The 21,743-nt window shown below is 60.8% G+C and carries 17 protein-coding genes; 10 read left to right on the top strand and 7 right to left on the bottom strand.

Annotation, left to right across the window (positions count from 1 at the left end; genetic code table 11):
• Positions 1 to 38 precede the first annotated feature (38 nt).
• The 3 genes from chrA to B3520_RS04275 all read right to left on the bottom strand — a co-directional run bounded on the left by chrA (position 39) and on the right by B3520_RS04275 (position 4,435).
• Positions 39 to 1,253, bottom strand: a complete 1,215-nt coding sequence (gene chrA, locus B3520_RS04285; protein WP_286807280.1) for a chromate efflux transporter — start codon at positions 1,251 to 1,253, stop codon at positions 39 to 41.
• Positions 1,254 to 1,274: 21 nt separating this feature from the next.
• Complete coding sequence (locus B3520_RS04280) at positions 1,275 to 3,095, bottom strand: ATP-binding protein (RefSeq protein WP_286807281.1); 1,821 nt, start codon at positions 3,093 to 3,095, stop codon at positions 1,275 to 1,277.
• A gap of 62 nt (positions 3,096 to 3,157) precedes the next feature.
• A complete protein-coding gene (locus B3520_RS04275; protein ID WP_024461197.1) occupies positions 3,158 to 4,435 on the bottom strand; it encodes an O-acetylhomoserine aminocarboxypropyltransferase/cysteine synthase family protein in 1,278 nt (425 codons plus the stop codon).
• Between the two features lie 359 nt (positions 4,436 to 4,794).
• Between B3520_RS04275 and B3520_RS04270 the strand changes: the two genes are divergently transcribed.
• The 5 genes from B3520_RS04270 to B3520_RS04250 all read left to right on the top strand — a co-directional run bounded on the left by B3520_RS04270 (position 4,795) and on the right by B3520_RS04250 (position 12,425).
• The gene (locus B3520_RS04270; protein WP_286807282.1) at positions 4,795 to 8,532 is read left to right on the top strand and encodes a nitrate reductase subunit alpha; all 3,738 of its coding nucleotides are present in this window, start codon (positions 4,795 to 4,797) and stop codon (positions 8,530 to 8,532) included.
• Positions 8,533 to 8,541: 9 nt separating this feature from the next.
• On the top strand, positions 8,542 to 10,074 hold the full coding sequence (narH, locus tag B3520_RS04265; protein ID WP_024461195.1) for a nitrate reductase subunit beta: 1,533 nt from the start codon (positions 8,542 to 8,544) through the stop codon (positions 10,072 to 10,074).
• An 11-nt stretch (positions 10,075 to 10,085) separates the two neighbouring features.
• Positions 10,086 to 10,811: a nitrate reductase molybdenum cofactor assembly chaperone gene (narJ, locus tag B3520_RS04260; protein ID WP_286807283.1), complete on the top strand. Its 726-nt coding sequence runs from the start codon at positions 10,086 to 10,088 to the stop codon at positions 10,809 to 10,811.
• Complete coding sequence (gene narI, locus B3520_RS04255) at positions 10,811 to 11,506, top strand: respiratory nitrate reductase subunit gamma (protein WP_286807284.1); 696 nt, start codon at positions 10,811 to 10,813, stop codon at positions 11,504 to 11,506. Before narJ ends, narI begins: the two co-directional genes overlap by 1 nt.
• Before the next feature lie 151 nt (positions 11,507 to 11,657).
• Entirely contained in the window at positions 11,658 to 12,425 is a 768-nt protein-coding gene (locus B3520_RS04250; protein WP_286807286.1) for a peptidylprolyl isomerase, read from the top strand.
• Between the two features lie 14 nt (positions 12,426 to 12,439).
• On the opposite strand, the gene B3520_RS04245 is transcribed toward B3520_RS04250, so the two are convergent.
• Genes B3520_RS04245 through B3520_RS04235 form a run of 3 tightly spaced genes read right to left on the bottom strand, consistent with a single transcriptional unit; the run spans position 12,440 to position 15,454 of the window.
• On the bottom strand, positions 12,440 to 13,912 hold the full coding sequence (locus B3520_RS04245; protein WP_286807287.1) for a PhnE/PtxC family ABC transporter permease: 1,473 nt from the start codon (positions 13,910 to 13,912) through the stop codon (positions 12,440 to 12,442).
• Between the two features lie 19 nt (positions 13,913 to 13,931).
• On the bottom strand, positions 13,932 to 14,585 hold the full coding sequence (locus B3520_RS04240) for an ATP-binding cassette domain-containing protein (RefSeq protein WP_286807288.1): 654 nt from the start codon (positions 14,583 to 14,585) through the stop codon (positions 13,932 to 13,934).
• Positions 14,585 to 15,454 carry a putative selenate ABC transporter substrate-binding protein gene (locus B3520_RS04235; protein WP_286807289.1) on the bottom strand — a complete coding sequence of 290 codons (870 nt, stop codon included), beginning with the start codon at positions 15,452 to 15,454 and terminating at the stop codon, positions 14,585 to 14,587. The genes B3520_RS04240 and B3520_RS04235 overlap by 1 nt, the downstream gene beginning before the upstream one ends.
• A gap of 180 nt (positions 15,455 to 15,634) precedes the next feature.
• Between B3520_RS04235 and senB the strand changes: the two genes are divergently transcribed.
• From senB to B3520_RS04210, 5 genes are all read left to right on the top strand, one after another.
• On the top strand, positions 15,635 to 16,675 hold the full coding sequence (gene senB / locus B3520_RS04230) for a selenoneine biosynthesis selenosugar synthase SenB (RefSeq protein WP_286807291.1): 1,041 nt from the start codon (positions 15,635 to 15,637) through the stop codon (positions 16,673 to 16,675).
• A gap of 89 nt (positions 16,676 to 16,764) precedes the next feature.
• Positions 16,765 to 17,742 (top strand): metal ABC transporter solute-binding protein, Zn/Mn family, encoded by a 978-nt coding sequence (locus tag B3520_RS04225; protein ID WP_286807292.1) that lies wholly within the window; start codon positions 16,765 to 16,767, stop codon positions 17,740 to 17,742.
• Positions 17,739 to 18,533 carry a metal ABC transporter ATP-binding protein gene (locus tag B3520_RS04220; protein WP_123638228.1) on the top strand — a complete coding sequence of 265 codons (795 nt, stop codon included), beginning with the start codon at positions 17,739 to 17,741 and terminating at the stop codon, positions 18,531 to 18,533. The genes B3520_RS04225 and B3520_RS04220 overlap by 4 nt, the downstream gene beginning before the upstream one ends.
• A complete protein-coding gene (locus B3520_RS04215; protein ID WP_286807293.1) occupies positions 18,530 to 19,741 on the top strand; it encodes a metal ABC transporter permease in 1,212 nt (403 codons plus the stop codon). The genes B3520_RS04220 and B3520_RS04215 overlap by 4 nt, the downstream gene beginning before the upstream one ends.
• On the top strand, positions 19,738 to 20,661 hold the full coding sequence (locus B3520_RS04210; protein WP_286807294.1) for a metal ABC transporter permease: 924 nt from the start codon (positions 19,738 to 19,740) through the stop codon (positions 20,659 to 20,661). The genes B3520_RS04215 and B3520_RS04210 overlap by 4 nt, the downstream gene beginning before the upstream one ends.
• Before the next feature lie 21 nt (positions 20,662 to 20,682).
• On the opposite strand, the gene B3520_RS04205 is transcribed toward B3520_RS04210, so the two are convergent.
• Positions 20,683 to 21,648, bottom strand: coding sequence for a pectinesterase family protein (locus B3520_RS04205; RefSeq protein ID WP_286807295.1), 966 nt, complete (start codon positions 21,646 to 21,648; stop codon positions 20,683 to 20,685).
• Positions 21,649 to 21,743: the final 95 nt, after the last annotated feature.

The raw sequence follows: 21,743 nt of genomic DNA, 5'->3' as shown, positions 1-21,743 counted from the left end.
AGGGAGCCTGGGATCATTCGGTGCCTTTCCTTTGGGGGTCAACTGGCAAGCCCGAGTAGGGTATTGGCCACGACGATGCCCACCACCACCTTCAGCGGCGACAGCTTCCAGACTGAGAGCAACACAAAGCCCGCGGCGGCGATCAGAAAGTCCGAGGGCGTAAGTACGGCGCTGGTCCACACCGGCTGGTAGAGGGCGGCGGCCAGTATCCCAACCACGGCGGCGTTGGCGCCGGCCATAAGCGGGAAAGCGAAGCGCTTCCGGCGCAGTTGGTCCCAGAAGGGCAGTACGCCCAGCAGTAGCAGCATACCGGGAAGAAAGATCCCCAGCACCGCAATGCTGGCCCCGAGCAGGCCGCCGAGATTGGCATCCACCGCACCCAGGTAGGCCGAGAAGGTGAACAATGGGCCCGGAATCGCCTGGGCGGCGCCGTAACCCGAAAGGAAGGCATCGGCGCTGACCCAGCCGGTGTCCACTACCCGGGATTCGAGCAGGGGCAGCACCACATGGCCGCCACCAAAGACCAGGGCGCCGGAGCGATAGAAGGCTTCGAACAGCGCCAGCGCGTGGGCGGGCCAGAGCGCTACCGCCAGTGGTAGGCCCCCCAGTAGGGCGAAGAAGGCCACCAGAAAAACCCTACCGGCCCGGCGCGACAAAGGCAGCGCTATATGTCCAGCCTCGGGGCGTTGGAGGTTTCGGCACCACACCAACCCGGCGAGTGCCCCAAGGGTGATGGCGCCAATCTGTCCAAATGCGGTCGGGATGAAAACCACCGCCGCAATGCCGCCCAGGGCAATCAGCGCACGGGTCCGGTCCGGACAGAGGTTGCGTGCCATGCCCCAGACCGCGTGGGCCACCACCGCGACGGCCACCAGCTTGAGGCCGTCGATGGCACTCTGCCCCAGGGGGCCGCCAAAGGCATCGGCCAGGTAGGCGAAGCCGAACAGCAGAGCGGCGGAGGGCAGGGTAAAGGCGACCCAGGCGAGCAGGGCGCCGATAAACCCCCCGCGTATCATGCCCAGGGCAAAACCCACCTGGCTGCTGGCCGGGCCAGGGAGGAACTGGCACAGCGCGATCAGGTCGGCATAGCCCTGTTCGCTCAGCCACTGCCGGCGTTTGATGAGTTCTTCGCGGAAGTAGCCCAGGTGCGCGACGGGGCCGCCGAAGGAGGTCAGCCCGAGTTTGAGGAACGCCAGAAAGACCTCGAGAGCTGAGCCTCGCGGGTGGGTGGTGGGGGTGTTCGCCTGGGGCACTGCTCTCCTCCGTAGTTGGTTTTAAGCTTCGCGGGCAAACACGCCTGCCTGGCGCAGGCAGTCCGGCGTGAACAGGAACTGGACCCGGGTGCCGCCTCCGGTGCGGTTGCCGATGGTCACCTCGCCGCCGAGATTTTTGCTGCGCTCCTGCATGATCGCCATGCCGTAATGGTTCAGCTTTTCGGGGTTCTCCGGAATGCCCACCCCGTCGTCGTCGATCACCACCGACACTTTATTGTGCCGGCGCTCAATCTGGATATCGACGCGCTGGCCCTGGCTGTGGTGCAGGGCGTTCTGGGTCGCCTCGCGCACAATCTGCAGTAGGTGGATTTCTTCGTTCGGCGTTAGCGGCAGGCTTTCCAGTTGGTAATCCAGCTCGATGGTCATCTCGGTCTGGGCGCTGAGCTGCTTCACGCTGGTTTGCAGGGCGCCGAGCAGCCCGGGGCCGTCCACTTTCAGACGGAAAGTCGTCAGTAGTTCGCGTAGCTGCCGGTAGGCGGAGCTCAGCCCCTCCTGCAATTCTTTGGAGACGTCTTCCAGCGTTTGCTTGTCGTCCTTGGCCAGCGCCCGGTTCAGGCGGGTGACCTGGATTTTCAGATACGACAGTGCCTGGGCCAGGGAGTCGTGCAGCTCCCGGGCGATCACCGTGCGCTCGTGGGCCAGGGACAGTCGCCGCGCGTTGTCTTCTTCCGCCTGCAGGCTCAGTGCCATGGCGATCTGGTCTGCCACCGACTGCAGTAATTGCTGCTGCCAGGGGGTGAGGCTGCCGCTGTCGCCCATACGACACACCAGTACGCCGTAGTGTTGCTGGTCGCGGTTCATGGGGAAACTGTAGCGATAGACGGGATCCGGCAAACCGGTGCCCTGGGCATTGCTCAGCAACTCGCCGCTCAGGCAATCACCGCAGTTACGGGTCATACAGATATCGTACTCGCTGTCCTCGGGTTTGACTTGACGATAGGGATGATCGCCAGCGGAGGTAATCAGGCACAGTTCCAGATCGTCCACTTGGGCGACTTCGGCGGCACGGGTGATGATTGGCTGAAAGTCGATGCCCTCGGGCTCCTGCTCGATGATCGTCTGAGCGGTCTGGTACAGAAACTCCAGCGTCGTATTGCTGCGCTGCAGCTCCCGGGTCTGTTGGGCAATCTGGGCTTCCATTTCCCCATGGGCGTAGGCGATGGCGCGGCTCATCTGGTTGAACGACTCGGCCACTTCGCCCAGCTCATCCATATAACGCGGCGCCAGTCGGTGCTCGTAGTCGCCCTGGCTGACCCGGCGGGTGACCCCCAGCAGCTCGGCCAGGGGCTGCTCCACCCGCAGGTGAAGCCAGTACACCACCACGGCGGCCAGCGCCAGAATGGTAAACAGGGCAATCACCTGAACCAGGCGCAGCAGCGAGGCATTGGTTTCGGCGTGACGTTGCAGTTCACCGACCGTGGCGTCGATCTGCTCGACCAGGGCCTCGGTGGCGGCAATGCGCTCGTCGGCGTTCAGGTTGTTGAGTTGCGTGCGCAGCTGTCGCCACTGGGCTTCGGTGGTTTCCAGCCGCTGTTCGAGCGCCGGGCTGCGGTGACGCAACAGCTCAAAAAGGGGGTGATTCCAGGTGCTTTCCAGTTGACCGAGGACCTGTTCGCGGCGCTCGGTGCTGGCGGCGGGGCTCTCTTCCAATGCCAGCAAGTGGTAGGTGTGCATGCGCAGGGAGCCGGCCAGGTTGATGGCGTGGGCGTCACTGTCGGCCCGGTCGGATAACCAGTAGGACGCGGCCATGGTCAGGGCGGCCAGAGCGACGATGCCCGCGAGGGCGAGCTTGATACTGAGAACCAGGGATTGGGTGCGCATAGCGGTGCCGTCTGAACGGGCCGGCCGGGACTTGAGTCCCGGCCGGCGTTTGACCGATGGGATCAGCTGCTGACTTTCTCCAGGGCCTGATCGATATCGGCAATAATATCATCGATGTGCTCAATACCAATGGACAGTCGCACCAAGTCCGCCGACACACCCGCGGATTTCAGCTCTTCCTCGTTCAACTGACGGTGGGTGGTGGTGGCCGGGTGGCAGGCCAGGGATTTGGCATCGCCGATGTTCACCAGGCGCAGAATCATCTGCAGCGCGTCGATAAACTGCGCCCCCGCTTCCTTACCGCCCTTGATACCGAAGCTCAGAATACCCGAGGCGCGTCCGCCGCTGATTTTCTGGCACAGGCCATTGTAGGGGCTGTCCGGCAGGGCGGCGTAGTTCACCCAGTTGACCTTGGGGTGCTGCTTCAGGTGTTGGGCGACCTTCAATGCGTTCTCGCAGTGACGCTCCATGCGAATGCCCAACGTCTCCAAGCCCTGCATGATCAGGAAGGCGCTGTGCGGTGCCAGGGCCGAACCGGTGTTGCGCAGCGGTACCACGCGGCAGCGGCCAATGTAAGCGGCCTCGCCCAGGGCTTCGGTGTAAATCACATTGTGGTAGGAGGGGTCCGGCTCATTCAGCATCGGGAAGCGTTTTTTGTTGGCGACCCAATCGAATTTGCCCGAGTCCACAATAACGCCGCCCACAGTGGTGCCGTGGCCACCAATGTATTTGGTCAGGGAGTGGACCACGATGTCCGCGCCGAACTCGAACGGCTTGCACAGGAAGGGGGTGGCGACGGTGTTGTCCACAATCAGCGGAATACCATGGCGGTGGGCGATGTCCGCCAGTGCTTGCAGGTCCACAATATTACCGGCGGGATTGCCAATCGACTCGCAAAACAGCGCCTTGGTTTTGTCGTCGATCAGGCTTTCCATTTTCTCCAGATCATCAAAGGACGCCATGCGCACATCGATGCCCTGACGGGGGAAGCTGTGGGCAAACAGGTTGTAGGTGCCGCCGTACAACTGACTGGTGCTGACGATATTGTCGCCGGCATCGGCGATGCATTGAATGGAGTAAGTAATCGCGGCCATACCCGAGGCCAACGCCAGGGCACCGATACCCCCTTCCATCGCCGCGACCCGCGCTTCCAGTACCGCGTTGGTGGGGTTCATGATGCGCGTGTAGATGTTGCCCTGCACCTTCAGGTCGAACAGGTCGGCACCGTGTTGGGTGTCATCAAAGGTGTAGGAGGTGGTCTGATAGATGGGGGTGGTGGCCGCATGGGTGGTCGGCTCGGGCTCGTACCCGCAGTGTAGGGCCAGTGATTCCAGCTTCATGGTCGGTTCTCCAAACAGGGCGCCGGTGGCGCGGGATTGTTGTTTTAAAGGATCGGAGACTGTACCACATCCAGGAATGAAAATGACTCGCAAAAACCCCACGTCTCTTACGGGATACCACCGATGAATTGAAGGGCGCCCAAGTCGTGGTTTTGTTGTCAGTTGGAATCCATGAGGTCAACGAAATCAATGGGTTAGGGGATCGGTGCGATACCTCCAAGGGGGTAGAAGGGGGCATTTGAAGGGCGTTGGGGGCAGTGGCGGGCTCGCGGATTATTGCGCACTATGAACGGGTGAAATTGATACCGAGCGATGCCCTGAGCCGGGCATTGTCATAGCCTCTGTTCAGGAGTCCGCGAATGAGTCACCTTCTCGACAAGCTGCGCTACTTTCAGGCGCAGCGAGAACCTTTTGCCGAAGGCCACGGCGTTACCACCGATGAAGATCGCCAATGGGAGCGCGGCTATCGCCAGCGCTGGCAGCACGACAAAATTGTGCGCTCCACCCATGGTGTGAACTGCACCGGTTCCTGCAGCTGGAAAATTTACGTGAAGAACGGTCTGGTCACCTGGGAAACCCAGCAGACCGACTACCCGCGTACCCGGCCGGACCTGCCCAACCACGAACCTCGTGGCTGCCCGCGCGGTGCCAGTTACTCCTGGTATATCTACAGCGCCAACCGCCTGAAATACCCCAAGGTGCGCCAGTCCCTGATGAAGCTCTGGCGCGAAGCCCGTCAGGAGCACACCGACCCGGTGGCCGCCTGGGCGTCCATTGTTGAAGACCCGGCCAAGGCGAAAAGCTACAAATCCCGTCGCGGCCTCGGTGGCTTTGTGCGGGCGCACTGGGACGAGGTGAATGAAATCATTGCCGCCTCGAACGTCTACACCGCAAAAACCTATGGTCCGGACCGGATCACCGGCTTCTCGCCCATTCCCGCGATGTCCATGGTGTCCTACGCCTCCGGTGCCCGTTATCTGTCCCTGATCGGCGGCAACTGCCTGAGTTTTTACGACTGGTACTGCGATCTGCCTCCCGCCTCACCACAGGTCTGGGGCGAGCAGACCGACGTGCCGGAATCCGCCGACTGGTACAACTCCTCCTACATCATCTGCTGGGGTTCCAACGTGCCCCAGACCCGCACCCCGGATGCCCACTTCCTGACCGAAGTACGCTACAAGGGCACCAAGGTCATCAGCATCACGCCGGACTACTCCGAAGTTGCCAAACTGACCGATCAGTGGTTGGCACCGCGCCAGGGGACCGATGCGGCCCTGGCCATGGCGTTCGGTCACGTGATCCTGAAAGAGTTCTACGTCGACTCCCAGAGTGAGTACTTCACAAATTATGTGAAGCGCTATACCGATATGCCCAACCTGGTCATCCTGGATGACGAAGGCGGTCGTCTGCAGCAGGGTCGCTTTCTGCGCGCGGCGGATCTGGTGGATAACTTGGGCGAGGAAGCCAACCCGGACTGGAAAACCATTGCCATTAACAGCGACGACCAGCGTCTGGTCAGCCCCAATGGCTCCATCGGTTACCGCTGGGGTCGCCCGGAGGGCCAAGCCGGCCGGTGGAACCTGGAGAACCGCGATGGCAAAACCGGCGAAGAAGTGGATCTGCAGCTGTCCCTGAAAGGCAACAGCGATGAAGTGGCCGAAGTCGCGTTCCCCTACTTTGGTTGTAAAGAGCACGACTACGGTTATTTCCAGCACACCGAACACGCCGAAGTGCAGATGCGCAAGGTGCCGGCCAAACGCGTCAAGCTGGCCGATGGCCGCGAGGTGTTGGTCGCTACCGTGTACGACCTCACTCTGGCCAACTATGGCGTGGACAATGGTCTGGACGATCCCAACTGCGCCCAGAGTTTTGATGACGACAAGCCCTACACGCCCAAGTGGCAGGAGCGCGTGACCGGGGTCAAACCCGAGCATGTGATCCGCGTTGCCCGGGAGTTTGCCCGCACCGCCGATAAAACCCACGGCCGCTCCATGATCATTGTGGGCGCCGGTATGAACCACTGGTTCAACATGGACATGAACTACCGCGGCCTGATCAACATGTTGATGATGTGTGGCTGCATCGGTCAGAGCGGCGGCGGCTGGGCGCACTATGTGGGTCAGGAAAAGCTGCGCCCGCAGACGGGCTGGCAGCCCCTGGCCTTTGGTCTGGACTGGCAGCGTCCGCCCCGGCAGATGAACGGTACCTCATTCTTCTACGCGCATTCCGATCAGTGGCGCTACGAAAAACTGAACATGAGCGACCTGGTTTCGCCCTTGGCGAACAAGGACAAATGGCAGTCCAGTATTCTGGATTACAACACCCGCGCCGAGCGCATGGGCTGGTTGCCGTCCGCGCCGCAGTTGGCGACCAACCCGCTGAAACTGGCCGAAGCCGCCAAGGCGGCCGGTAAAGACGTCAAAGATTATGTGCGCGATCAGTTGGTCAGTGGCGAGCTGAAGTTCGCCTGCGAAGATCCGGACAGCCCCCAGAACTACCCGCGCAATATGTTCATCTGGCGTTCCAACCTGCTGGGCTCCAGCGGCAAGGGCCACGAATACATGCTGCGCCACCTGCTGGGTACCAAGCACGGCCTGATGAACAAAGACCTGGGCGAAACCGGCGAGGCCAAGCCCGAGGACGTCACCTGGCGCGATGAGGCGCCGGAGGGCAAGGTGGACCTGTGGGTGACGCTGGATTTCCGTATGTCCACCACTTGCCTGTATTCCGACATCGTTCTGCCGACCGCGACCTGGTACGAAAAGGACGATATGAACACCTCGGATATGCACCCCTTTATCCACCCGCTGACCGAAGCGGTGGACCCGGTGTGGGAATCGCGCAGCGACTGGGACATTTTCAAAGGCATCGCCAAAAAATTCTCCGCGTTGAGCAACGGCCATCTGGGGGTGGAGCAGGATGTGGTGACCACACCCATCATGCACGACTCCCCGGGAGAAATGGCGCAGCCCTACGGCGTCAAAGCCTGGTGGAAAGGCGAGTGCGATGCGGTACCCGGCGTGACCATGCCCAACATCAACGTAGTGGAGCGGGACTACCCCAACACCTATCACCGCTTCACCTCGCTCGGTCCCTTGATGGACAAGCTGGGCAATGGCGGCAAGGGCATCAACTGGGATACCAAAGAGGAAGTTGAATTCCTCGGCAAACTCAACCGCGTGCATCATGAAGAGGGCGCCAACCAGGGCCGCCCGCGGATCGAGTCCGCCATTGATGCCTGTGAAGTGATCCTGTCCCTTGCGCCGGAAACCAACGGCCATGTGGCGGTAAAAGCCTGGGACGCCCTCGGCAAAATTACCGGTCGGGATCACAAGCACCTGGCGTTGCCCAAAGAGGAAGAGAAAATTCGCTTCCGCGACATTGTCGCCCAGCCGCGCAAGATCATTTCCTCACCCACCTGGTCGGGTCTGGAAGACGAGCACGTGTCCTACAACGCAGGCTACACCAACGTGCATGAGCTGATCCCTTGGCGCACCATCACCGGTCGTCAGCAGTTCTATCAGGATCACGAGTGGATGCTCGACTTCGGTGAGCAACACTGCCTGTACAAGCCGCCGGTAAACCTGAAAACCGTCGAGCCGATTCTCAATCAGCGCAGCAATGGCAACAAAGAGCTGGTGCTCAACTGGATCACCCCGCACCAAAAATGGGGCATCCACAGCACCTACTCGGACAACCTGCTGATGCAGACCCTCTCGCGCGGTGGCCCGATCGTGTGGCTGAGCGAGAAGGACGCGAAGGAAGCGGGCATTGAGGATAACGACTGGATCGACGTGTTCAACGTCAACGGCGCTATCGCCTGTCGTGCGGTCGTCTCCCAGCGGGTGCCCGAGGGCATGAGCATGATGTATCACGCCCAGGAGCGGATCATCAACACGCCAGGATCGAACCTGACCAAAACCCGCGGCGGGATTCACAACTCTGTGACCCGTGCGGTGATGAAACCCACCCATATGATCGGTGGCTACGCCCAACAGGCCTACGGCTTCAACTATTACGGCACCGTAGGCTGCAACCGCGACGAATTCGTCATTGTCCGCAAGATGGACAAAGTCGACTGGCTGGACACTGAGTGAGGTAGTGCAATGAAAGTAAGAGCCCAAATCGGCATGGTGCTGAACCTGGACAAGTGCATTGGTTGCCACACCTGTTCAGTGACCTGCAAAAACGTCTGGACCTCGCGCGAAGGTGTCGAGTACGCCTGGTTTAACAACGTCGAAACCAAGCCCGGGGTCGGCTATCCCAAAGAGTGGGAAAACCAGAACAAGTGGAACGGTGGCTGGAAACGCGACAAGAAAGGCAAGATCAAGCCGCGTATCGGCGGCAAGCTGCGGGTACTGGCGAACCTGTTCGCCAACCCAGATCTGCCGGAAATTGACGACTATTACGAGCCGTTCGATTTTGACTATCAGACCCTGCACACCGCCGGTGATAAAAAGCACCAGCCGACCGCGCGTCCGCGCTCGCTGGTGTCCGGTCAGCGGATGGAGAAAATCGAGTGGGGTCCGAACTGGGAGGAGATTCTCGGCACCGAGTTTGAAAAGCGTCGTAAGGACGTGAACTTCGATCAGGTACAGGCCGATATCTACGGGCAGTTTGAAAATACCTTCATGATGTACCTGCCCCGGTTGTGCGAGCACTGCCTGAACCCGGCCTGTGTTTCTTCTTGTCCCTCGGGTGCGATCTACAAGCGCGAGGAAGACGGCATTGTGCTCATTGATCAGGATAAGTGTCGTGGCTGGCGCATGTGTGTCTCGGCCTGTCCGTACAAGAAAATTTACTACAACTGGAAGAGCGGTAAGTCCGAGAAATGTACCTTCTGCTATCCGCGTATTGAAGTGGGTCAGCCCACCGTCTGCTCGGAAACCTGCGTGGGTCGCATCCGCTACCTGGGTGTGCTGCTGTACGACGCGGACCGCATCGAAGAGGCGGCCAGTGTGGCCAACGAGGCGGACCTGTACCAGGCGCAACTGGACATCTTCCTGGACCCGAACGACCCGGCGGTGATTGCCGCGGCTCAGGCCGAAGGTATTCCCCAGGGCTGGATCGACGCCGCTCAGAACTCGCCCACCTACAAAATGGCGGTTGAGTGGAAAGTGGCGCTGCCGTTGCACCCGGAATACCGCACCCTGCCCATGGTCTGGTACGTGCCGCCGCTGTCACCGATTCAGAGTGCGGCCGAAGCGGGCCATGTGGGCATGAATGGCGAAATTCCCGACCTGAAATCCCTGCGGATTCCGATTCGTTACCTGGCCAACCTGCTCACCGCCGGGGAAGAACAGCCGGTAGTGGAAGCGCTGGAGCGGATGATCGCCATGCGCGCCTACAAGCGCTCCCAGCATGTGGACGGCGTGGAAGATCTCGAGGTGCTCAAGCAGGTCGGTCTGAGTGTGGCCCAGGTGGAAGACATGTACCGCTATATGGCCATTGCCAACTATGAAGATCGCTTCGTGATTCCCACCAGTCACCGGGCCTACGCCGAAGACGCCTACGACATGAAAGGCGACTGCGGTTTCAGTTTCGGTAATGGCTGTGCGGACGGCACCAGCGAAACCAGCCTGTTCGGCGGCAATCGCGCCGGGGTTCGCCAGATCATTCCTGCCATCCTGCAGGATTAGGAGAAAGACCGATGAAAAGTTTACGCGTTATTTCTCTGCTGATGGAGTACCCCACGGCAGAGTTGATGGAAGCTCAAGACGAGCTCAAAGCTCTGGTCGCCAGTATGAACCTCAAGGGCAAGCAGCGCGATGCGCTGTTGGCCTTTGTCGAGCAGCGCACCAGTGGTGACCTGATGGACTGGCAGTCCGAGTACGATGCGCTGTTTGAGCGCGGTCGTTCCCTGTCGCTACTGTTGTTCGAGCATGTGCATGGCGAATCCCGGGATCGCGGTCAAGCCATGGTGGACCTGATGAACCAGTACCAGCAGGCGGGACTGGCCATCGACGCCAACGAACTGCCGGACTATCTGCCTCTATACCTGGAGTTTCTGTCCACTCAGGGGCCGGACAACGCGCGCGCGGGACTGCAGGAGGTGGAGCATATTCTCGGCCTGCTCGCCGCTCGATTGAAGGAGCGTGAGTCCAACTACGCGGCGCTGTTTGAAGCGCTGCTGCACTGGTGTGGCGATCGGGTCAACATCGAGCAGATCCGGGAGCAGGTGGCCGGTGAAGCCCGCGATGATACCCCCGAGGCGTTGGACAAGGTGTGGGAAGAAGAAGCCGTGAGCTTCGGCCCGGACGCCCAGGCCGAAGGCTGCAATGTTCAATACCGGCCGGAGTCCGGCCAGCGTCGGGATCAGGAGCAGATACTGAACCTGATGGAACCTCAACCAGTAAAAAATCGTCAGGAGGCATGATGTCCACTTTTCATCTATTCGCGTTTGGCATCTACCCCTATATTGCGCTGGCGGTGATGTTTATCGGTACCTGGATCCGGTACGACCGGGAGCAGTACACCTGGAAGGCCAGCTCCAGTCAGTTGCTGGAGAAGAAGTGGCTGCGCATCGGTAGCATTCCGTTTCACATCGGGATCATCGGCATTTTCTTTGGTCATCTGGTGGGGCTGTTGACCCCGGTGGAGGTGTGGCACCTGTTGGGCGTGAGTGCCAGCGCCAAGCAGATCCTGGCCGTGGTGGCCGGTGGCCTGTTCGGGGTGCTGTGTCTGTTCGGTCTGGTGGTATTGACGCTGCGCCGCCTGTTCCATCCGCGCATCCGTCCCAACAGCAAGCCCATGGATATCGTGGTGTTGTTCCTGCTGTTGGCGCAGTTGTTGCTCGGCCTGGCTTCCATCTTCATCTCCGTTGGTCATCTGGACGGCGCGGTAATGCTGCAACTGATGCACTGGGCTCAGAGCGTCTTCCTGCTGCGCGGGTTGAGTGGTGCGGAATACATTGTCGGTGTGCACTGGATCTTCAAAGCGCACCTGGTGTTGGGGCTGACCATCTTCCTGTTGTTCCCCTTTACCCGTCTGGTGCATCTGTTGAGTGTGCCGGTGAAGTATTTGGGCCGGAATTATCAGGTGGTTCGCCGTCGGGCGAGAGCGTCGATGTAGATCACGTGTGGTTACGGCGGATGCGCTTCGCTCCGATGCGTCGGACCGATCCGCCCTACGCGGGTCTATACCGCTGCGCTCGGCCGTAACCCAAACGCGATCTTTCTACCAAACCCAAAACCCCGACTCCACCTTAAAACGGACTCACACCATGATCACCGTCAACCAAACCCAAATCCCCGAAGACAAAGTCCTCGCGGAAATGCAATACCACCCGGCGGAATCCCGGCGGGAGGCCATGTTCAAAGCGGCCGAATCCCTGATCATCGGTGAGCTGTTTCGACAGCGCGCCAAAACGCTCGGCATTCCGGTCAGTGATGACACCGTGGAAAGCTCCGATGAAGATTTCATCGAAGCCCTGATCGAGCAGGAAGTGGCCATACCCGATGCTTCAGAGGAAGATTGCCGGCAATATTTCGAGGCCAACCCGGGCAAATTCGAAACCTCGCCACTGCTGGAGGTAAAGCACATTCTGCTGGCAGTGCCGAAAGAAGACGACGCCGGACGGGCCGAAGCCAAAATGCGCGCCGATGCCCTATTGGATATCCTCAAGGGCGGTGCCGATTTTGGCAAACTGGCCAAGCGGGAATCTTCCTGCCCCTCGAAAGAAACCGGTGGCAGCCTCGGTCAGCTCAGCAAAGGCCAGACCGTTCCGGAGTTCGAACGTCAGGTGTTCGTCGCCGAGCCGGGCCTGATGCCCCGCCCGGTGGAATCCCGCTACGGGTTTCACCTGGTGTACATCGAGCGCAAGATTCCGGGAAAACCGTTGACCTTTGATCAGGCCCGGGAAAAGATCGCCGAGTATCTGAATGAAAAAGTCCGGCGCAAGGCGATTGCCCAGTACATTCAGGTATTGATCGCGGAGGCGGAGATCGAGGGATACGATTTCCAGGTGGATGGTTCGCCGTTGATGCAGTAGGTCGGGTGCAAACCTCAAGGCTCACTCTGCGCGGTATGCCTTAACCGCAACCGCGCTCGCAACCACCGGGCCAAAATATCCACCCCGATGTTCAACAACGCGGTAATCAAAATCAACACCATCGCCCGGTCGAAGCGAATTTCCTGAATCGCGCTGTCCACATAAAAGCCGAGAGTCGCAATACCCAGAATCCCGAGAATGGCGGTCTCGCGCATGATGATTTCCCAGCGGTAAAACAGGAATGCCAGGAAGGGGCCATAAATCCGTGGCGTCAGTTCATAGCCGTAGCGCTCGACCCCTCGGGGGGCGTCCGGGCGCAGGGTGATTTCGTTGGTGCGCCGGCCGATCAGGTGGCCAATGATACCGCTGTTATGCACCGCCAGGGCGATCACCGCCGGCAGCATGGAGGGGCCCCAGAGCTGCAACAGAATAAACGCCAGCAGATATTCCGGGGTCGAGCGCAGCACCACCAGCACCGTATGGCCGACGGGGCCGGTCAGGCGATTGGTAAAGTGCCGTGAGGCGAGTGGATACAACAGCAATGTCAGAATGCCGGTCAGTACCAGGGCAATCTGGGTGAGCACCAGAGTATTCCAGATACCCGGCAGTGCCTGGGTGCTGAACAGTTCCGCCAGCCAAAGCCACAATCCCTCCAGCCCCTCACCGTTGTGCAGGGGCGCGGGCACTATGTCCTCGGTGAAAAAACGGGTGACGTTTTGCCAGCGAATCGGCAGGCCGCTGCCGAGCAGAAACGGTGCGGCGATCAGATACAGGGGAATCAGTTTCGGACGGGCCCACAGGCGCAGGGTGCTGATCAGCACATAGAACAGTAACAGTAGCGCGCCCACCACGGCGTAGTGCCCCTGGGCAAACGCCGATTCCAGATAGAAGCCCAGCGTCGGCATGCCCACAAAACCCAGCACCGCACTGGAGCGGATGCCGCATTCCAGGCGGTAGGCGGTGTAGGTGACCAGATGGGGCCAGGCCTGGCTGAACCGGGTGTACACCAGGGCGACGACCGATCCCGTGCCGAAGGGCAGGGTGGTGTGCGGTAGCGGGTCAGTTTCCTCCAGTATTTCGGCGTAGACCTTGCCGAATACGCCCGCATAGGGAATGGCAATGGCGAGCACCCCGGTCAGCGGATGCAGGCCGAAAAACTGCAGAAAGATCAGCGCCCAGAAAAGTTCGTGAATGGCCCGAATAAAGGCGCAAAAAGTGCGCACGATTTTTGAGCTAAATACCAGAGCCAACAGCAGCCCGGCGGTCGCGCCCAGCCCCACGCCGACAAAAGCAAAGGCGAGGGTTCGGACCAGCGCCTCGCCGAGGTAATCAGTCTGGGTGAAGTCGGGGCGAATCAGCCCGGAAAACAGTCGGTCCAACTCACCCCAGGGATCGTGGGCGCTGATGCCCAGGTCGGCGACAAACAGACAGGCCAGGGCCAGCGCGACAAAAGCCAGACTGGTTCTTACACTTGCGGATCGCCACATAAACAGCCCGTTACCCGACTCAGTACAGCGTCAGCAGGTCACTGGCCTGCAGACGATCGCGGGGTTCGTCCAGGGCAATGCCGCCGTCGGCGATACCCACCACCCGATCGGCAAAGTGCAGGGCCAGTTCGACATCGTGCATGGCGAGCACTGACGTGGGGTAGGCGTCGGTGAGTGCCGCCAGGACCCGTTCCACCATGGGGCCATCGAGGGCCGACGCCGGCTCATCCGCCAACAGGATTTCACCTTTCTGGTGAATGACCCGCGCCGCCGCCACGCGCTGGCGCTGACCACCGGAAAGCTCCCCGGTTGCGGTCCAGCATTTGTGGTCGATGTCGAGGGTTTCCAGGATCGGGCGGATCTGCTCGATATCCCGCTTGAACGGGCGTAGCAGAGACAACAGGTTGTGGGTCGTGGAGTGCCGCTTCAGCCCGCCCATATAGACGTTGTGAAACACGCTCAGGGCCGGAACCAGCCCGAGGTCCTGGGGCATCAACGCCGCGCCCAGGGGGCGCCACTGCTGGTACATCAGACTAAGCAGAGTGGACTTGCCCGCGCCGCTCTTGCCCACCAGGGCCACAGTCTGACCGCGCACCACATCAAGGCTGAGAGGGCCGAGTACGCGCAGGTCGCCGTAGTCGGCGACCACATCGGTCAGGGACAGCGCCGTCATCAGTCCAGCAGACCGATTTCTTTGGCCACGTCACGGATGACCGCGTAATTGTCATTACTCGCGGGCACGAACGCGGAGCGGGGGAAGCTTTCCAGCATCGCCGGGTCGTCCATGCCAATCAGCGCCGCTCGCACTTTCTCGGTAAAACCTTCGCCAAAGCGCTCATCCACGTCACCGCGAATGCTCCACTGGTAGTTGGGGTAGCTGGGGGTTTTATACACCACGAAAGCCTCGTCCGGATCGACATTGCCGGCTTCAATTTCGGTTTCCCACACGGTGTAATTCACCGCGCCCAGTTGATAGGCGCCGGAGGCCACCATGGATGCGGTGCGACTGTGGTTGCCGCTGTAGCCGACCCGTGAGAACACCTCATCGGGCGCCTCACCAAAGGCCTCGCGAATATAATACTCGGGCACCAGACGGCCTGAGGTGGAGCCTTTGGAGCCAAAGGTGAAGGTCATGCCCCGCATGGCCTCGGTCAGCCCAGAGTTGGGCTCAAGCCCGGTGCTTTTGTGGGCCACAATATAGGTGTAAAACGCCTGATCTTCGGTCCCTTGGGCTAAAGCCTGGGAGCCGGGTACCCGTTCCCGGGCCTGGACCCCGGAAAGCGCACCGAACCAGGCCAGTTGTACTTGGTCGTTGCGGAAGGCGCTCACGGCTGCCGCGTAAGACTTGACCGGTACAAAGCGCACGTCGACCCCAAGCTCCTCTTCCAGATAGTCCGCCACGGCCTGAAATCGCTCCTGAAGCCGGGTTTCATCTTCATCGGGAATGGCGGTGAACACAAAGGTCTGGGCACTGGCACCCAAGGAGGTCAAGCCCAGCACCACAGCGGTGAAGGCAAAGCGAAGGAGGTTGCGTCCTAACATGGTCAAATCCTCTGGTGTGAGTAAAACTGAATGGGCATTCAATCGGTATGGTACCGGAATCCCGATGATCTGTCCGGGGTGCTCTGATGAGTATAGTGTGCCGGCCGATCCACTACGCGATACGTGAATACCGGGTAAACAGACGCGTCCGAGGCGCACGCGGCGGCGTATGAACGGAATATGCGCTGGACTGTCGTGTTAATCTTCGGCCAGCAAATCGTTCAAAAGGTGGTGATGGTGAAACAACGGGGGCACATCGCATTGATTACGCCCGCGGCGCCGGGCTCCAGGGCCGGCAACCGTGCGACGGCGAGCCGCTGGGCTGGATTGTTGAGGCCCCTGGGCTATCGGGTCTCGATTCATTTGTCGGAGGATGCGCCGACAGGCCGTGCGCCGGACCTGATTCTGGCCCTGCACGCCTGGCGCAGTCACGCTGCCGTCCTTGCCTGGAGGCGGGCCCATCCGGACTCTCCGCTGGTTGTGGTGCTGACCGGAACGGACGTGTACCGGTTTCAGGTCAGCGAGCCCGAGACAGTTTACGCCAGCCTGGATGCGGCGGATGCTCTGATCGGCTTGCACGACTGTCTGGAGGAGGACCTGCCCGAGCGTTACTGGCCGAAGTTGCATGTGGTGCATCAGTCCGCCGAGCCGCTGCCGCCCGGAGTCCCTCAAGCGGTTCGGCGCACGGTGGACATTCTTGTCGCGGGGCACCTGCGGGAAGAGAAGGACTCCCTGCGGGCGGCCATGGCCGTGCGGGATCTTCCTCTGGATTCCCGGCTGAGAGTCGTGCAGTTGGGCGGTGCGCTCTCGGAGGACTGGGCCGAGGCCGCCGAAGACGAGGCGCGACGTAATCCGCGCTATCGCTGGCTGGGGGATCAGCCCCGTTGGCGGGTCAGGCAGTGGATGGGGCGGGCGCGGGCCATGGTCATCAGCTCCCGAATGGAGGGCGGTGCCAATGTGGTCAGCGAGGCCTGTGTCGCCGGGTTACCAATCATTGCGTCGGATATTGCCGGCAACCGTGGGTTGCTCGGGGAGGACTACGTGGGCTATTACCCGATGGGCAACACCGTCGCCCTGCGGGAGTGTCTGTTGCGTATCGAACGAGACCCGGTCTGGCGGCGCCGGCTCAGGGACCAGGTGATGGCTCGAGCTCCCCTGTTTCAGCCCGAGGCGGAGCAGCGCGCTCTGGGGCAGATCATTGAACGGGTCACCTCTGCCTGAGCTATGGTATCTATAAAGTATGATAAATTAACAAATGGCTGTGAAAGGAATAGTCTGTTGTTATTGATTGAACGATCTGAGGAGTTTTTGTGACGCTGACCAAGCGTGTTGCCCTTTCGGCGGCACTGTTAATCACCGGCCTGTTTGGCGGAATGCTGTCCGTTGCGGCGGAGTCACGACTACAGGTGGTGGCGACCACCGGCATGGTGGCGGATGTGGTGCGTGAGGTCGGGGGAGATCACGTGCGTGTCGAAGGGCTGATGGGGCCGGGGGTGGACCCGCACCTGTACCGCCAGACCCGCCGCGATATTACCGCGCTCAGCCGGGCCGATGCCGTTTTCTGGAACGGCCTCTACCTGGAGGCCCAGTTGGAAGAGTTCCTGGAACGTCTGGCCCAGCGTCGTCCGGTCTTCGCGGTAGCGGAAGGAGTGCCCGAGCGCTTGCGTCTGTCGGATGAAGAATACCGGAACCAGTCGGATCCACACGTCTGGATGGACCCGGGTCGCTGGCGCTATGGGGTTGAAGCGGTGCGCAGCGCATTGGTGGAGCTCCGCCCGGACCAGAAAGCCTACTTTGACCAGCGCGCTGAGGCCTATCTGAGCGAGCTGGAAACACTCAATGACTACGCACTTCAGGTGTTGGGCAGCGTCCCGGAAGGTAAGCGGGTGTTGGTTACCGCTCACGATGCCTTCGGCTACTTTGGGGATGCCTACGGATTCGAGGTGCTGGGGATTCAGGGCTTCTCGACGGAAAGCGAGGCCGGTCTGTCGCGAATCGAAGCGCTGGTTGATCTGTTGGTCGAGCGCGAAATCGGGGCGATTTTTGTCGAATCATCGGTGTCGGATCGGAACGTCCGGGCGCTGATTGAGGGCGCCGCCGCGCGCGGTCACTCGGTGCGCATTGGCGGTGAGCTGTACTCCGATGCCATGGGGCCCGCCGGCACCTACGAAGGTACCTGGCTGGGAATGATCGATCACAACGTCAGTACCATTGCCCGTGCGTTGGGCGGTGAAGTCCCGTCCTGTGGCCGGCTCGGGAAACTGAAACACGCCGGGGCCAGGGAATGAACGCCAAAGGGCAACTCAGTGAAGCCGTGACCGCCAGTCCATTATCGATTCAGGGGCTGACCGTCAGTTATGACCACCGGCCCGTGGTTTACTCCGTGGACCTGTTGCTGAAGCCAGGCCGTATGACCGCGATTGTTGGCCCCAATGGCGCGGGCAAGTCAACCCTGCTCAAAGCCGCGCTCAGTATCACCCGCAGCCTGACCGGGGATGTAAGGGTTTTTGGCCGACCGCTGGCGCAGATGACCGAAGACATTGCCTACGTGCCGCAACGCAACAGCGTCGATTGGGACTTCCCGGCCACCGTGCTCGATGTGGTCACCATGGGACTGTTTCGCAAACTGCGCTGGTGGCAGCTGACCCGCCGCAGCCATACCGACAAGGCCATGGAAAGTCTCACGCGGGTGGGGATGGAAGCCTTCGCGGATCGGCAGATCGGTGAACTGTCTGGTGGTCAGCAGCAGCGGGTCTTTCTGGCGCGGGCGCTGGTCCAGAACGCGGCGCTGACCATTCTCGATGAACCCTTCGCCGGGGTGGACGCGGCCACCGAGCGGGCCATTGTCGAGGTCTTGAAGCAGTTGCGCGAAGAGGGGAAAACCCTCTTGTGTGTTCACCACGACCTGTCCACGGTGCGAGATTACTTCGATGACGTGTTGCTGCTCAATGTGCGGCGCGTGGCCGCCGGTCCGGTCGATCAGGTATTCACGGCGGAGAACCTTCAGGCCACCTATGGCGGGCGCCTCAATCCGGTGCAGTTGGAGCGGTTGGTGCCGGCGGTCTCGGAGGAGCCATGATGGACGCCTGGTGGCCGGCACTCATTTTCTCGGCGGGCTATAACACCACGCTGGTGACTCTGGGAGCCATGCTGTTGGGCGCCGGGGCGGGCATGATCGGTGCGTTTGTCCTGTTGCGCAAACGCTCCCTGGTCAGCGACGCCATCACCCATGCCACCCTCCCCGGGTTGGCGATGGCCTTTGTACTGATAGGTGCGGTTCAGGGTGATGGTCGCTGGCTGCCCGGACTGCTATTGGGCGCCGCGTTGAGTGCCGCCCTAGGACTCTGGCTGGTGCAGTGGATCAGCGCCCGCACCCGTCTGGGTGAAGACGCAGCGATTGGGGCGGTCCTGTCCACGTTTTTTGCCTTCGGTGTGGTCCTCATTACGGTCATTCAATCCATGAACGTCACCGGTCAATCGGGCCTGACTGGCTACCTGGTGGGTTCTACTGCCGGAATGTTGGCCGTCGAGGCCAAGCTGATCGCCTCCTGTGCGCTCGGGCTGCTCTTGGCGGTCTTTATTTTGCGCCGGGAATTTTTGTTGGTCTGCTTTGATCCGGAGTTTGCGCAAACCCAGGGGGTCAATACCGGGCGGGTAGACCTGTTACTGTTGCTGTTGTTGATGGCGGTGGTGGTCATCGGCCTGAAGGTGACCGGGTTGATTCTGGTGGTGGCACTCACCATCACCCCGCCGGTAAGTGCTCGCTTCTGGACCAACCGGCCGCCGCGCATGGTGGCGCTGGCGGCGGTGCTGGGCGCCTTGGCGGCTTATCTGGGCGTTACCCTGTCGAGTGCGCGCGCGAGTCTTCCCACCGGCTCATTGATTGTCTTGTCGGCGTTTGCGATTTTTCTGATGTCGTTCCTCGCCGCGCCGCGTCGCGGTGTGTTCGCCTCTTTGCTCGCCCACCAGCGGTTTCGTCGGCGGGTTCATTTGCGCCAGGGGCTGCTGTCGATGTCACGCAACGAGCCAATTTTTGATGGCCTCACGTTGCGGTTGTTACGTCGGGCGGGCCACATCCGGCGCGATGGGGTCGCCACGGCCCAGGGGCGGGCGGCGGCCCGGGAGGCGGAGCATGAAGAGCGGCTCTGGGCCTTGTACCGCCGGCTCTATCCCGGCGACGCCCTGCACCGCGAGCATGCGGGTCTGGATCCGATTGCACGGGTCTTGCCGCCGGATGCCATTGATGAGCTTGAACAGCGGTTGCTCGCGAGCGGGGGTAGGGCATGAGCGATTTCATGATGTTCAGCCTGGTGCCCATGACCGTGGCCATCATTATCAGCATGACCTGTGCGCTGTTGGGCAACTTCCTGGTATTGCGCCGGCAGAGTCTGATCAGCGATGCCATCAGTCACGTCGCCCTGCCGGGCATCGTGGCCAGCTTTCTGCTTACCGGCACCATTGCCTCCACGGCCATGATGCTGGGTGCCGGGGTCTCGGCACTGGTGACGGTGGCCATGATCGACGCCATACGCCGGTTCGGGCGAGTGGAAATCAGTGCGGCCATGGGGGTGACCTTTACCAGCCTGTTTGCCCTGGGAGTGCTGTTGCTGGAAGTGAGTCAGGCCAGCGGCGTACACATTGATGTGCAGCACGCCCTATACGGAAATCTGGAGAGTCTGATCTGGTTTGAAGGCGTCGGTCTTTCATCCCTGGTTGATCCGGCGGCGCTGGCCACTCTGCCACCGCAACTGGCTCGTGTCGGGGTGGTGGCACTGGTGGTACTGGTGTTCGTGGTGGTGTTCCGCCGTCACTTGATTCTGGGAAGTTTTGATTCGGAATTCGCCGCCAGCATCCGCGCCCGCCCGGCGCTGGTGGATCTTCTGCTGGTCACCATGGTGGCGGTGGCGGCCATCGCGGCCTTTGAAGCGGTGGGCTCCATTATCGTGATCGCCATGTTCATCTGCCCGGCGGCGGCTGCCCGCCTGATGACCAATCACCTGGGCAAACAGCTCGCCTGGAGTCAGCTCTTTGCCCTGATATCCGCCGTCGTGGGCTACTGGTTGGCGGGCTACGGCCTGATCGCGCTGGGGCTGGATATGTCGCTGAGCGCCGCCGGCATGATCGCCACCGTGGCCGGGCTTATTCTGCTGCTGACCTGCCTCTGGGGCCCGCAGCGACGCGGCCGTGCGGTGCTTGCGAACGCCTAAGCACCGCTTCGGATCGTCGGCTTATCGAGCGCGATACCAGCCATCCTCACCGAGAATTGTCTCCAGCGTGTAATCGCCGGCCTGTTCGTCACTCAAAGTGGTTTGCCATTTCACCCGCTTGTCGGGCTGCGCGCCTGGTCCGCGGCTGTCGTACTCACCGTAAAGTACGGTGTGCTCCGCGTCCGGCTTGGACCAGTTATGCCAGCCCTCGGGCTTGATGTGTGGCCCCATGTCGGTGTTGATAAACACCGTGCGGGCAAAGTCTCGCCAGGGGCGCCCGAGGTAAACCTCATCTACACCCTCGGCGGCGGTGAGTGTTGCGTTCAGAAACACAAAGCCGTGGGAGATGCCCTCCGGTGTCGAGGCCGCCGTGATATAAGAATCACTTTTCGAGTGGATCTGGCAGTGGTCGAACACCGCCGTGGCGCGACCGAAAATAAAATCCGTGGTGCCTTCGACATAACAGTTCCGGAAGTACTGCCGTTTGCCTTCCCCGGTCAGGTAGAGCGTATCCTGATGGCCGAGAAAGCGGCTGTTGTAAAAACTCACCCGATCGGCATTGACCGCCAGTGCGACCGCCTGGCCCACCGGGCCGGCGGTATTTTCAATGGTCAGATTTTCACCGTGGAAGTCATCGCCATCTACCTGCAGGGTGGCGGTGTGGAAGGTGCTATTGCGGCCCTTGTCGATCTGCTTGAAGTGATCGCCCCAGGTGATGATGGTCTTGCCGGCGTCCTCGCCAATCAGAGACACCATCGGGTTCCACTCATACACACGGACCTTCTCCCGATAAGTGCCGTTCTTGATGTGGATGGTGATGCGTTTGTCGGGAAAGGCTTTGGTGTTATCGATCGCGGCCTGAATGGTGTCGTAATCACCGCTGCCGTCCGGGGCGACGGTCATCTCATAGACGATATCCGCCCGCACAGGCAGGGTCGCCAGCAGTGATAGCATAAAAAATACAACGATACGGTATCCGATCTTCATGGTTGACTTCTCTCTCTCAGTTCATTGTTTTTTGGTTTGACGTATTATTGTAAACCATTGGTGTTTTTCACACTTGGGTAACGGCGGATGCGCTT

The organism is Marinimicrobium sp. UBA4509 (assembly GCF_002388575.1).
Classification (GTDB): Bacteria; Pseudomonadota; Gammaproteobacteria; order Pseudomonadales; family Cellvibrionaceae; genus Marinimicrobium; species Marinimicrobium koreense.
Note: the sequence above shows the minus strand (reverse complement) of the source record. Positions and strands in the feature narration are given on the sequence as shown.

Bases quoted from the DNA above. Each gene is read 5' to 3' on its own strand.
- B3520_RS04280 (WP_286807281.1), bottom strand. From the start codon at position 3,095: ATGCGCACCCAATCCCTGGTTCTCAGTATCAAGCTCGCCCTCGCGGGC.
- B3520_RS04275 (WP_024461197.1), bottom strand. From the start codon at position 4,435: ATGAAGCTGGAATCACTGGCCCTACACTGCGGGTACGAGCCCGAGCCG.
- B3520_RS04270 (WP_286807282.1), top strand. From the start codon at position 4,795: ATGAGTCACCTTCTCGACAAGCTGCGCTACTTTCAGGCGCAGCGAGAA.
- narH (WP_024461195.1), top strand. From the start codon at position 8,542: ATGAAAGTAAGAGCCCAAATCGGCATGGTGCTGAACCTGGACAAGTGC.
- narJ (WP_286807283.1), top strand. From the start codon at position 10,086: ATGAAAAGTTTACGCGTTATTTCTCTGCTGATGGAGTACCCCACGGCA.
- narI (WP_286807284.1), top strand. From the start codon at position 10,811: ATGTCCACTTTTCATCTATTCGCGTTTGGCATCTACCCCTATATTGCG.
- B3520_RS04250 (WP_286807286.1), top strand. From the start codon at position 11,658: ATGATCACCGTCAACCAAACCCAAATCCCCGAAGACAAAGTCCTCGCG.
- B3520_RS04245 (WP_286807287.1), bottom strand. From the start codon at position 13,912: ATGTGGCGATCCGCAAGTGTAAGAACCAGTCTGGCTTTTGTCGCGCTG.
- B3520_RS04240 (WP_286807288.1), bottom strand. From the start codon at position 14,585: ATGACGGCGCTGTCCCTGACCGATGTGGTCGCCGACTACGGCGACCTG.
- B3520_RS04235 (WP_286807289.1), bottom strand. From the start codon at position 15,454: ATGTTAGGACGCAACCTCCTTCGCTTTGCCTTCACCGCTGTGGTGCTG.
- senB (WP_286807291.1), top strand. From the start codon at position 15,635: ATGCGCTGGACTGTCGTGTTAATCTTCGGCCAGCAAATCGTTCAAAAG.
- B3520_RS04220 (WP_123638228.1), top strand. From the start codon at position 17,739: ATGAACGCCAAAGGGCAACTCAGTGAAGCCGTGACCGCCAGTCCATTA.
- B3520_RS04215 (WP_286807293.1), top strand. From the start codon at position 18,530: ATGATGGACGCCTGGTGGCCGGCACTCATTTTCTCGGCGGGCTATAAC.
- B3520_RS04210 (WP_286807294.1), top strand. From the start codon at position 19,738: ATGAGCGATTTCATGATGTTCAGCCTGGTGCCCATGACCGTGGCCATC.
- B3520_RS04205 (WP_286807295.1), bottom strand. From the start codon at position 21,648: ATGAAGATCGGATACCGTATCGTTGTATTTTTTATGCTATCACTGCTG.